At 32.5% G+C, this 12,752-nt stretch carries 12 protein-coding genes; 2 read left to right on the forward strand and 10 right to left on the reverse strand.

The genetic code is table 11. The annotated features are described in order from the left end of the window. Positions 1 to 17: 17 nt before the first annotated feature. Positions 18 to 1,223 carry a glycosyltransferase family 4 protein gene (locus B5D41_RS03790; RefSeq protein WP_078809279.1) on the reverse strand — a complete coding sequence of 402 codons (1,206 nt, stop codon included), beginning with the start codon at positions 1,221 to 1,223 and terminating at the stop codon, positions 18 to 20. Between the two features lie 158 nt (positions 1,224 to 1,381). Between B5D41_RS03790 and B5D41_RS03795 the strand changes: the two genes are divergently transcribed. Together B5D41_RS03795 and B5D41_RS03800 are read left to right on the forward strand one after the other, a co-directional pair. Beyond that, positions 1,382 to 3,001: a glycoside hydrolase family 57 protein gene (locus tag B5D41_RS03795; protein WP_078809280.1), complete on the forward strand. Its 1,620-nt coding sequence runs from the start codon at positions 1,382 to 1,384 to the stop codon at positions 2,999 to 3,001. A 30-nt stretch (positions 3,002 to 3,031) separates the two neighbouring features. Beyond that, positions 3,032 to 3,892, forward strand: coding sequence for a DUF4912 domain-containing protein (locus B5D41_RS03800; RefSeq protein WP_143555655.1), 861 nt, complete (start codon positions 3,032 to 3,034; stop codon positions 3,890 to 3,892). A 105-nt stretch (positions 3,893 to 3,997) separates the two neighbouring features. Here B5D41_RS03800 and B5D41_RS03805 read toward each other — a convergent pair whose 3' ends face one another. The 9 genes from B5D41_RS03805 to B5D41_RS03845 form a co-directional block, all read right to left on the reverse strand. Continuing rightward, positions 3,998 to 4,318, reverse strand: a complete 321-nt coding sequence (locus B5D41_RS03805; RefSeq protein ID WP_078809281.1) for a carbohydrate-binding protein — start codon at positions 4,316 to 4,318, stop codon at positions 3,998 to 4,000. Between the two features lie 112 nt (positions 4,319 to 4,430). Beyond that, entirely contained in the window at positions 4,431 to 5,315 is an 885-nt protein-coding gene (locus B5D41_RS03810) for a glucodextranase DOMON-like domain-containing protein (protein ID WP_078809282.1), read from the reverse strand. Between the two features lie 118 nt (positions 5,316 to 5,433). Beyond that, on the reverse strand, positions 5,434 to 6,360 hold the full coding sequence (gene hprK, locus B5D41_RS03815; protein WP_078809283.1) for an HPr(Ser) kinase/phosphatase: 927 nt from the start codon (positions 6,358 to 6,360) through the stop codon (positions 5,434 to 5,436). Then, on the reverse strand, positions 6,360 to 7,340 hold the full coding sequence (locus B5D41_RS03820; protein ID WP_078809284.1) for an ROK family protein: 981 nt from the start codon (positions 7,338 to 7,340) through the stop codon (positions 6,360 to 6,362). Before B5D41_RS03820 ends, hprK begins: the two co-directional genes overlap by 1 nt. Positions 7,341 to 7,411: 71 nt before the next feature. Beyond that, complete coding sequence (locus B5D41_RS03825; protein WP_078809285.1) at positions 7,412 to 8,452, reverse strand: nicotinate phosphoribosyltransferase; 1,041 nt, start codon at positions 8,450 to 8,452, stop codon at positions 7,412 to 7,414. Positions 8,453 to 8,475: 23 nt separating this feature from the next. Next, positions 8,476 to 8,883, reverse strand: coding sequence for a GIY-YIG nuclease family protein (locus B5D41_RS03830; RefSeq protein ID WP_078809286.1), 408 nt, complete (start codon positions 8,881 to 8,883; stop codon positions 8,476 to 8,478). 18 nt (positions 8,884 to 8,901) lie between these two features. After that, complete coding sequence (locus B5D41_RS03835) at positions 8,902 to 9,948, reverse strand: DUF1786 domain-containing protein (RefSeq protein WP_078809287.1); 1,047 nt, start codon at positions 9,946 to 9,948, stop codon at positions 8,902 to 8,904. Between the two features lie 110 nt (positions 9,949 to 10,058). Beyond that, positions 10,059 to 11,459: a phosphoglucomutase/phosphomannomutase family protein gene (locus B5D41_RS03840; RefSeq protein WP_078809288.1), complete on the reverse strand. Its 1,401-nt coding sequence runs from the start codon at positions 11,457 to 11,459 to the stop codon at positions 10,059 to 10,061. Positions 11,460 to 11,529: 70 nt separating this feature from the next. Next, positions 11,530 to 12,645, reverse strand: a complete 1,116-nt coding sequence (locus B5D41_RS03845; RefSeq protein ID WP_078809289.1) for a M24 family metallopeptidase — start codon at positions 12,643 to 12,645, stop codon at positions 11,530 to 11,532. Positions 12,646 to 12,752 lie beyond the last annotated feature (107 nt).

The raw sequence follows: 12,752 nt of genomic DNA on the forward strand, positions 1-12,752 counted from the left end.
ACCTCCTTAATTTTGATTTATATTTTAGGTATTAATCCTTCATTTTTCCATGATGAACTCTGATATTCATCTAAGACCTGTTGATAAACCTCTTTTGTTTTCCGGGCTATTCCTTGCCAACTATAATCTTCTACTGCCTTTCGATAACCTGTTTTCTGCAATGAATTAGCATAATCCTGATCGGTTAATAATTTAATTATCTTTTCAGCTAATGAGTTAGCATTACCAGGTAATGCCTTTAATCCATCTCTCCCATCTTCTATAATCTCATCTAAACCACCAACTCCTGAAACAACTACTGGTGTCTTGCTAGCCATAGCCTCTAGAGCAACAATCCCAAAGGGTTCATAAAGGCTAGGAAATACAGCAACATCGGCTACTTGATATAACCTTTCTTTCTCTTCTTCAGATATATATCCAGTAAAAGTAACATTATCTGCAATCCCAAAATTATAAACTTGAGACTTAAGTTCATCAAGCATAGGTCCTTTTCCGGCAATGACAAATTGAGTATCTGGAGTTGCTGATAAAATTTTTGGAGCAGCTTCTAATAAGACCTGTACTCCTTTTTCGCGTACTATTCTTCCAATAAAAAAGATTAAATTTCCATTAGTATACTTTTCTTTAAAATCCATTGGAACCTCAACATCATCAAATGTATCTAAATCAACCCCATTATTAATAACATCTATCTTATCTTTAGGAGTTTGGAATAAACCATGAATTTCTTCTTTCATATATTGACTGCAACAGATTAATCGCCATGCTTCATAACCGATTAACCATTCAACGTCATTAATATACTTTTGATGTGAATTATATATTCCATTATTTCTTCCTGATTCTGTTGCGTGAATAGTAGCTACTAAAGGTAAATGATGACTATATTTTAGACTCTTACCAGTAAAACCCACTAACCAATCATGAGTATGAATTAAATTAAATTCATATTCATCTAATAAACTATTTGCTACTTCTAACAAATTAAAATTAACTAACATTACCCAAGTCAAAAAATCTGGAGTCGAAATTTCAGGTTTATTCACACGATACACATTAACTCCTTCTTCTTGTTCATATCTATCTGCCTCTTCTCCACCTTGGGTTACTAAATGAATTTCTACTCCTTCCTCAACTAAAACTGTAGATAAATCATTAACATGACTAGCTAAACCACCAACACTAATAGGTGGATATTCCCATGACACCATCAATACTTTCATCTACTATTTCCCTCCAAGTTTTTAACTACTGTGTTTAAAAATTAATATTTCCAATCAAACTCTTTTTATTCGCTATCTTTTCATCAACTTAATGTATAAGTCAATTCCAAGTTAATCATATTAATATAAAGTAGAACCAAAATTGGGAGGTTGAAACTTTGGAAAAAGGATATTTATCTTTAGTATTACATGCACATTTACCTTATGTGCGACATCCAGAAAAAGAGGATATAATGGAGGAAGAATGGCTTTATGAAGCAATTACTGAAACCTATATTCCTTTAATTAATATCTTCGATGATTTATTGGCAGATAATATAGACTTTAGATTAACTTTATCTATTTCACCACCTCTTCTATCAATGTTAGCTGATCCATTATTACAAAAGAGGTATTTAAAACATCTTAATAATTTAATAGAATTAACAGAAAAAGAAATGGTCAGAACTAAAGACCAACCAAAATTTCATAAAATGGCCCAAAAATATGCTTATCTATTTAAAGAAGCACGTCATGTATTTGCAGAAAAGTATAATCGTAACCTAGTAAAAGCTTTCAAAAAATTTCAAGATGCCGGCTGTTTAGAAATAATCACTTCCAGTGCTACTCATGCTTTTTTACCATTCTTCGATATTTATCCTGAAGCTATAAATGCTCAGATTAAAATTGCTCAAGATATCTACTATAAACATTTTGGTAAAAAATCTCCAGGAATCTGGTTGCCGGAATGTGGATATCAACCAGGACATGATAAGTTTTTAGCTAATCAAGGAATCAATTACTTTTTTACTGATACTCATGGTATCTTACATGCTGATACTAGACCAAAATACGGAGTCTATGCCCCAATATATACAGATTCAGGAGTAGCTGCTTTTGGTCGAGATTTAGAGTCTTCAAAGCAAGTTTGGAGTGCCCAAGAAGGTTATCCTGGAGATTATGACTATCGAGAATTTTATCGTGATATTGGATATGATCTTGATTATGACTATATTGAACCTTATATTCATCAAAGTGGAATTAGAAAACATACAGGAATTAAGTATCATCGCATCACTGGAGAGACAGATTATAAAGAACCATATAATCCACAATGGGCTACACATAAAGCAGATCTTCATGCTAATGATTTTATTTCAAATCGTCAAAAACAAGTGGAGTATCTTACAAATAAGATGGATCGAAAACCTATTATTGTAGCCCCTTATGATGCTGAATTATTTGGACATTGGTGGTATGAAGGTATTGAATGGTTAGATCTTTTAATCCGTAAAATAGCCTGCGACCAAGACAGCATTGATTTAATTACACCTAGTCAATATTTAAATGAATACAAGACTAATCAAGTAACTACTCCTTCTTATTCTAGTTGGGGACACAAGGGTTATGGAGAGGTCTGGTTAGAAAGCAATAATGATTGGATTTATCGTCATCTTCACTGGGCTACAGAAAAAATGATTGAAATAGCTAATCAATATCCTAATGCGTCTGGTTTAAAATATGAAGCACTTAATCAACTAGCTAGAGAGCTTTTATTAGCTCAAAGTAGTGATTGGCCTTTTATCATGAAAACAGGCACTATGGTGGAATATGCAGGTAAACGAGTCAAGACCCATATAACCAGATTCAAAAGTCTTTATCAAGAAATTCAAGAAGAAAATATTAATCACAATCTTCTAGAAAAAATCAAGAATTATGATAATATTTTTCCAGATATTGATTATCATATTTATCGTTCGGATAATATCTCTTCAGAACTACAAAAAGAATTAATATAATAAAGTTCTGAAAAATAAGAGGTGAAAATCATGAATTTTATAATCTATTCATTTATAGCAGCCATCCTAGGCATATTATTGCTTCAATTTGTTTGGATATCCAAACAAGATAAAGAATCTACCTATGAAACTGATGAAACAGTAGATGAACACCATGAAAAAACAAATAATATAATACAAAAAACAGAACAACTTAACTCAAAAATTAAAGCAAATAAAGAAAACAATATTGAACCTAAAAACATAGGAAATAAATTAGCTGTTGATATGGAGGTATCTAAAGAATTGAACAATAACCTAAACCACAGGAGATTTTCTCAAGAAAAAAACACCCCATCTATAGAAGGTGTAAAATTAAGCATGGAATTTTTTGATTCTTATGATTATCCAGAATTAGCTGACTACAATTTAAAAACAAAATTTAATAAAAATCGTATTACTGCTCTAGTTCGTGATCCCTATTGGATTTATCTTTATTGGGAAGTAAATCAGTTATTTGAAGTAGATGGACAGACAATACTGAAAGTTTTAGATATTACTGCAAAAAATTACCCTCACTCTCCTCCTAATAGTGCTTCTATAACAGAAGTAAATTTGGATGCACAAAATTGGTACTTAAAAGTACCTAAAGCTAATAGAAGGTATACTATAGAATTAGGAATTCAAAAGACTACTGGGAAATTCGAATTAATTGCTCGTTCTAATTATTTTACTACTCCTAGAGATAAACCATCAGATAAATTTGATCCAGAATTTATGACTATTGATGGAGTATTTAATTATAGTTATGATACTCTAGAATTTAATATAGGAAGCTCTCCGTTAGGTCAAGCAGGAGAAAAAGAAATAGGTCCTAATATAAGCTCATACACAATCATTGAGGATTGGTAGATAATCTACCAATCCTTATTTTATTTTGAAAATTTGATTATATAAAATAACCCTTAATTATGCTATTAATAGCATAATTAAGGGTTAAAAAATAAATATTAATACCTACATTCCCTGATTTCCATTATGAACTTCATAACTCCAGTTATTACCATCATTATTATCCCAGTTCTCTGCACAATCCTTAAAACAGAAGTTAAACCGTTGTGTAGTATTCAACCTAACTGTAGTTTTGAAATCACCAGATGGAGCACGATTCATCCTTATTGTCTTCACATCTTGCCAACTTTGATTCTGACCTACCCCAGCATGAAGATATACTTGTTGAGCTCCAGAACCTTTTAATAAACCGTTATACTCAACTGTTACGTGTTCACCAGTAGTAATAGGAGTTGGATTTACATTCACACCATCAACTTTATTCATTCTTTTAATTACCTCCTTCATTTTAATTTATCTAAAGTATTGCTTTATAGAATTTATCTATATTATTTCTCTAATGTAGCATTTTATCAGAGGTAATTAATAGAAGTTATTATTATTTATTATTGAAATTTAATAATTCTTTTTTATATTTGATTATAGTAGGAATAATAATAATAATAGCCAAAGTAACTAAAATTACAATTAGCTTACTTGAAATTTTAGATTTTGATCCTACTGAATAAATCATAGCAAATTCACCATTCTTAACATCATAACTACTTAATATTTCCTTTTGTTCTTTATCTTCAGGTACTAAAATATCTAATACATTAGGATTAAATTCAGTATCAGTACCACCACCAAATTTCCATTCGCTTACCTCTTTAACTACTGGTCGATAATTATCATAACTGAAACCATCTAATGAACCAACTAGCAAATAATACTTTGCAGCTTTTAAATCACCGATTTTCTTTTTCGGTATACTAACTTGTATAGTCTGTTGGTCATCCAAAATTTGAACTTCAGCTTCCGATATATCTCCGTCTTTTGCTGTAGGCTTATCTTGATAATCAAAGACCTTTATATTCCATCCATTAATCTTAATTAATTTATTCCAAGGTGTATCTGGATCAAATTTAACATTTGCTCCTTTCTTAAATACATTGGTAGCTCCTCCTAAATCATTATCTATATATATTTGAACCAACTGATGACTAAAGCCATATTTAGCATGCCAAGGATTAGTTATAGATGTGAATTTTAATTCAAATATATAATTAGAATCTACATCCTTTACTTTAAAGTTTAACAAATCAAATAATCCTTCAAAAGGAACAAACTGTTGACTAGTAGGATAAATATAGGTTCCCGGACCATATTCATCGCCTTGAGGATCAGTCATTTGAAACAAATAATTATCTTCGCCCATCACAGGATTATTCATTAACAGAACTATTAATAAACTAATTAATAATAATCCTACTCTTCTTTTCATCGCGGTACCTCCTAAATTTTAATTAACTCAATTTGATTAATCTTTATGAAAGAAGAGTATAAATTATTATTATTAAAATAAAAAAAGTCGACTTTAATTAAAGTCGACTTAATATAATCTATTCTTTCCCTAAATTATTTTGTAATTTTTTAGTGAATTCTTGGGCAGCATCATATCCAGTTAATTTTAATCTAAAGTTCATAGCAGCTACTTCAATTATCATTGCTAAATCACGCCCTGGTTTAACTGGAACTGTTAATTTGGAGATGCTTACATCTAAAATTTCTTCATAATCTTCATTCAATCCTAGACGATCATAATGTTTTTCTTTTTGCCAGGTTTCTAGCTTAATAATTAATTCAACTTCCTGTTTTAACTTAATGGCTCCTGCTCCAAACAAAGTCTTAATATCTATAATTCCTAAACCTCTCAATTCCATATAATACTGGGAAATCTTTAAAGCAGAGCCTAATAGACGATCTTTGCCTAGTTTTTTAATCTTTACAACATCATCGGCAACTAATTGATGACCACGTTTTACTAAACCTAACGCTGTCTCACTCTTACCGATTCCACTCTTTCCTGTAATTAGTACTCCTACTCCATATACATTTACTAAGACTCCATGTGTAGTAATATTAGGAGCAAATACTATTTCTAAATATTCACTTAATCTACTTAAGAAACTAGTAGTAGACGATTTAGTACTTAAGAGTGGAATAGAGTTCTCTTCAGCCAAGTTTACTAACTCATTAGGAGGGTTTAAACCACGAGTAATTACCACTCCTGGTAATTTATTATATCCCATAAACTTATTTAATCTGGCATCTCTTTTATCCTTAGTTAATCCAGATAAAAAAGAGAGTTCAGTTTTTCCTAATATTTGAATTCTTTCTGGAGTAAAATAATCAAAAAAACCAGCTAATTCTATACCTGGTCGTTTAATATCACTAACTCCAACTTCTTTCTTTAATCCCTCTTTACCAGCCAATACTTCTAAGTTAAATTCTTCTACTATCTGTAAGATTGGGATTGCTTCTTCCATTAGTTCAATCGTCCAATCTCAACTAAAGCCTTAGCAATAGCACCAACTACTCCTACTTCACTTTCTAATTGAGCAGGGACGATTTTTACTACTTCTGCTGGTGCTTTTAAAGCACGTTGGTTTACTACCTCTCTAATCGGTTGTAGAATCATATCACCAGCTTGAGAAACTCCTCCACCAACTATAATCATTTCTGGATTTAGAATATTTACCAAGTTAGCCACTCCAATTCCTAAATAATTTGTTACTTGCTCAAGAATTTGTCCAGCTACTTTGTCACCTTTAGCAGCAGCTTTAGTAACTATAGCACCATCTATTTCATCTATATCATCTATATCATCTACTAACTCTTCCATTAATGAATTTTGACCAACATCCACTGCTTCTTTACCTAAACGACCTAAAGCAGTTCCAGAAGCTATAGCCTCCCAACAACCTACATCACCACATCCACATTCTGAATGTGAAGCTGGGTCAATTACTATATGACCTATCTCTCCAGCACTATCATTAGCACCATGGTATAATTTACGATTAATTATTATCCCACCACCAATTCCTGTGCTAACTGTCATATAAATTAGATTATCAATATTTCGACCAGCACCAAACCATTTTTCACCTAATGCAGCAGCATTTGCATCATTTTCAATAAAGACTGGTATATCTATTTCATTCTTTATTAATTCTTTAATATTAACATCTTTCCATCCTAAATTGGGGGCATGATAAATAATTCCTTCTGTAACATTTAAAGGTCCAGGACAACCGACTCCAATAGCCTGCACCTCTTTTCTCTTAATTTCTGCATCTTTAAGAACCTGCTCTATACTTTCAATTATTCTCTTAACTACAACCGTTTGTCCTTCATCAGCCAAAGTAGCAAGCCTACTTTTAGCCAAAATTTCACCTTCTAAATCAGCTAAAGCTGTTAAAATTTTGGTACCACCTAAATCCACACCAATCACATAACCCTGCACACCAATTCCCCTCCTAATAAAGACTTAATATTAACAATCAATAAAAAACCATCTTTATTTACTCCTTTATATTATAATAACCTCTTCAAGCGATTATTCTTAGTAGGACCAGGAATTCTTCCTCTCTTAGCTATATGTTCACCATTTATCTTTTTAATATCCATGGTCATATTAATAGCTTCTGCTCCAGAAATATAGCTACCGACTCCAAAACCATCTACTCCACAATCTTTTAATTTTAGAATTCTATCTGGCGTAATCCCACCAGAAACAAATATATTTACATAATCATGACCAGCTTGGTCTAACCGGGCTCTAATCTCTTTAACCATACCTGGTGTTACTCCACCTCGTTCAGATGGAGTGTCTAACCTAACACCATCTAATCTTTCTTTTAATTCATCAGCTATACGCAATGTTTCCTCAGCTTCATCTTTAAATGTGTCCACTAATATAGTTCGTGGTTCTCCATCAGGCATAATTTCATCATAGGCTTTTGCTACCTTCAAAGTATCTCCTACTGTTAATATTAATGAATGGGGGACCGTCCCTGAAGGAATCTTTTCAGCTAATTTAGCTCCTAAAATACAACTGGCTCCATTCACTCCACCAATAATTGCAGATCTCTCCATTACTGGTGCTACTGCTGGATGTAAATGCCGTGATCCAAAACAGAGCACTGGAGTACCTGCAGCTGCTTCTTTACAATTAGCTGCCGCCGTAGCCCAACCACTGGAACTAGCCAATGCCCCTAACATAGCCGTTTCAAAAATCCCGAAATCATTATAATCTCCTTCAATTCTTAAAACTACTTCTTTCTTTTCCATCATACTGCCCTCTTGTAAGCCCCAAACCTTTACATCTTTTTCTTGTAATAAGTTTAAAACCTCATTTACTCCAGCTAAAACCCCTGCTCCACTAGTAAATATATCTACTACTACTTCAGTTTCTGCTAAATCTAAATTATTTAAAATCTCCCGTGTTTTAATAAAATAGATGTCTGTAGTTAATCCTTGTCTAATCTCCTCATGATTAGCAGAATAAAGTAATCTATCTTCATCAACCTTAAAATTTTCTACATCTTGTAAGGTTTTAAGTTCCTTTTTAGCCATAAACTATATCTTCCTTTCTATTATTAAATTATTTCCTCAATCTTATCATCGATTATTGGTAATTGAGATGAGTATAATAAGTGAGAATTACAATTACAATCACTGGCTCCAAATCCTGATACCGGTTCTACTAAATTTAAATTATTCAGTAAAGTTTGATGAATTTTGCATTCAAATTCCTTATCTCCTGGCCACTTTTTGATATCTATTACTTCTGCTTTTTGGAGTAAATAATCTATATGCCAATGTAACTTTTTCTTCTTTCGTTTATGACGAGCAACCCGTGCAGTAAGATTTCGTTGAGCAGTACCCGTATAAATATAATATCCTTCTTTAAAATTCAATTTACCTAAACTTCCTACTTTAATCTCTACATCTTCTGGTAAATGAATGATTAAATTATAGATTCCACTATCTATCTCTTGATTCATTTTATATTCGCTACCTTTCTATTTGATTAACCCTTGTTCTTTAGCAGCAGTCACTAAACCAAAACAGCCAGACAACATCATATCACCCTCAGGAACAGCAAAATAATAACCTAAGTCATTAGCCAAATGACGATTTGGGCCTGTTACTGCTACAAAGTCAAAATCAATATTAGGTAAGTCTGAATCTATATAAGCCCCATGTCCACGGTCATCATATACTTCTTGATTAGTTAAATCATTTATTGCTAATCGTTGAATATAGTCTTGTAACTTTTCTGGACTCATTAAAGAAGTATGATGTTCAAATAACCCCCATACTTTCTCACCTTTAACCAAAATACCTAACGTATGCAAATTCCCTATATTAACTACTACAATCCCTTCTTCTTGTTTATCTGCTACTTTTTCATCACAGAGCGCGCCTTTAATAGCTGCTGCTCCTGTATCCATTAATAAAGCTTCAGGAATTATATCTTGAGCTGCTTGCATCCGAGTTAAATAATTAGGGATATTTAAGTAACTAAGATCTTTAATATCTCCCCCATTTTCTATAAAACGGCGCCAATGTTCAAATCTGAATTTACGATTACTTTCTGTTAAAGCCTCACCATGATCTTGAACAGCTATGGCATATTTATCAGGTAATTTTATATTAAAATTAGCTAAACTATCTTCTAATTCTTTTAAAGTTAAATCTCCAAAGTTTACCTCCTGGTAATTAACCTCCTCAGGGGGTTCATTTACTATCTCTATACCCATCTCCTTCACAAACTCTAAATTATCCTTAATAGTCTTTGCAGGATTAGGTAATGCATAAACATTATAACCTTCAGCTAAATGTTTCTTAATCGCTTTACTATTAGACCCACCACCCATTAACTGACCAGTAATGAATATATCTTGACCTGCTTTAGTAGCTTGATTGATCTCCTTTGCTTTCATTACAGTGGGAGAAGGCAAGACTAATTTTATACAATTTTCAATTACTTGTCCAAATTCATAGAGTAAAATATCCTGAGTCCCAGCTCCTATATCTATAGCTAATAATCTATTCTCTTTCTTCATTCTAGTCCTCCTTTCCTCACTATATTATTCATGATTCCCCTTTCAGTTTCCTCCTTTTCCAATTATAAATTCAAAAATCCTCTATCTGTTTTTAGATAGAGGATTTTATATTATATCTTTAACCTTTCACGTACATCACTCTGAATCTTTGACATTAAACTATGATTCGAAGTCTCTACATAAATTCTAATTAAAGGTTCAGTTCCAGATGGCCTCATTAAACACCAGCTTCCGTCTTCTAGAATGAATTTCATTCCATCTTTAGTTATCCTTTCAATCACTTTTTGCTCTGCTATCTTTTCTGCATCAAACTCTTCTATTCTCTTCACAACTTCTGGTTTTTGTTCTGGACTACATTCTATATCTAATCTCTCACTGATTAGTTTGCCGTATTTTTCTTCGACTTCTTGAATAATCTTTGATAATCTCTTCCCTCGACTCATAATCATTTCAACTATTAGCACACAAGCTAATAAACCATCCTTTTCTGGAATATGACCTTTAATACTTAATCCTCCACTTTCTTCACCACCGATAATTACATCATTCTTTAGCATTTTATTTCCAATATATTTAAAGCCAACTGGAGTTTCATAAACATCTAAATCATGCTTCCTTGCAATTCGATCTAACATATGAGTAGTAGCAACTGTTCTAGCTACTCCTCCAGTCATTCCTCTATCCTCTAATAGATGATCTAAAAGCAAGAATAAAACTTGATTAGGACTTAAATATTCTCCTTCTTCAGTAATAATTCCAAACCTATCTGCATCTCCATCCAATGCCAAACCTATATTATAATCTTCAGTTTTAACTTTATTTATTAATTGAGTAAGCTCAGCTTCAGTTGGTTCCGGCATTCCACCACCAAAGAGAGGGTCACGATAATTATTTATCTCTTCTGTATCAATTCTAGTTGTTGAGAATATATCTGTTAAATATCCCAAGCCAGCTCCATACATAGGATCGGCTAGAATTTTTAATTTTCCAGTTTCAAATTGTGAAAAGTCAATCACTTCTCGTAAATTATCTAAATAAATTGCTCTTGGATCAATCTCTTTAATATTATCTAACTTCTTTATGTTAATTTCATTTGTCTTCTGTACTCTAGCTACTTCTTCTTCTATTTGATCAGTAATCTCTGGTAAAGCAGGCCCTGCATACTCCGGTATGAATTTGATTCCATGATACTGAGCTGGATTATGACTAGCTGTTAGCATTAAAGCACCATCTAATTCTTCTTCTTGAATAGTGAAAGCAGTTACAGGTGTAGGTAAAGCTTCCTTTGCTATTATAGCCTCTATCCCATTCCCTTCTAATACTTCGGCTGCTGTTTGGGCAAACTCTTCTGTTAAGAAACGATTATCATAGCCTATGAATATTCCCCTATCAGTCTTATCATTATTATTTAAGTAATTAGCTATCGCTTGAACTACTATTTTGAAATTATCAAACGTAAATTCATCTGCTATAACTGCCCTCCATCCATCTGTTCCAAATTCAATTGCCATTATTTATCTTCCTCCTCCAATATATCAGATTATACTCTTTATATTCTATCACAGTTCATTTGAAATTATGTTATAAAATCAGAATCTCAGGTCTCTGCCAACCATTATATTCCTGCATCGGCCACTCTTCACTATAAGTAATTAATTCTGGACCAGTTTCTGTAGCTACAATTGTATCTTCTAGCTTTAAGCCTGGTAAAGTAGGGGTCCAAGCAAAAGGTTGATTTACCTGAACTTCTTCTTCAGAATCTTCTGTCACTATATAATCTCTAGCTTTATATCCTAAAGCACCTCCATGATCATTAAATTCCCATTCTGTATTATAGCCTAACTCCTTATATTTATTAACTACTTTACTAAATAATTCTCCAGTTTCTTGCTCAACCTTTGTTCCTTCTAAATAAATATTCTCAATTTCTAATAAATGATATAATTGTTCTGATAATTGATAAGAGAGTGATTGAAAAGAGACCATACGAGTTAGACTGACTGTTAATCCCTTACGTTCTACGGCTAGACTAATCATAACTCTATTATTTGCTTCTTTAGCAGTAGGTTGAGGGTGACTATATTTAGAAATCCTTTCATCAGCAGCAACTAAAAGTGAGACTGGATATGCTCCTATTTCCCAAACTGCCTGAGCAACCATACCGGCTACTTCAGATTCTTTAACGCCTCTCTTTAATTGTTGACAGACCTCAAAAAGCATATTAGTAACTTCTCTACCTAATTCCTTATATCGTTCTAATTCAGACTCAAGCAATGAATATCTGAGTCTTGCTAATTCATCACCTATATACTCTACTCCTTTAGTTGCTATATCAGAGCCTAGCTTTAAGCCTGCAATTAAGTTACCTAAGCTTTTATTTTGATACCATTTTCTACTTAAAAACGTGAAGTCCTGTTTAAATACTTCTTCTTCACGCAATCTGTTTTTTTCTAAATTATTAGTTAAAATATACTTATCTTGTTTAGTAATTAAAAGTTCTGAAGCACCAGTTTCTCGATTATTAACTATTCGATTATTACCTCCACCTGTTAGCCAAGCAAAGTTGTGGTTCTTGCCAATGATAATGCCATCTAATTGCTTTTCAATCAAAAGTTGTCTAACCCTGTCTTCTTTAGTCCTTATTTCATCAGCCAATCTTTCTGAATTTTCATTCTTTTTATCTTGGTAAGTACTCATTTTAATATCCCCTCCTTGTATTAGAGCCTAGTAAATAGTTATCAAGTTAAGAAGTAGTAGTTATCATAGGCTCATAACCAGCCTTGTCTTTTAGGCTGGGTAGGTTA

The organism is Selenihalanaerobacter shriftii (assembly GCF_900167185.1).
Taxonomy (GTDB): Bacteria; Bacillota; Halanaerobiia; order Halobacteroidales; family Acetohalobiaceae; genus Selenihalanaerobacter; species Selenihalanaerobacter shriftii.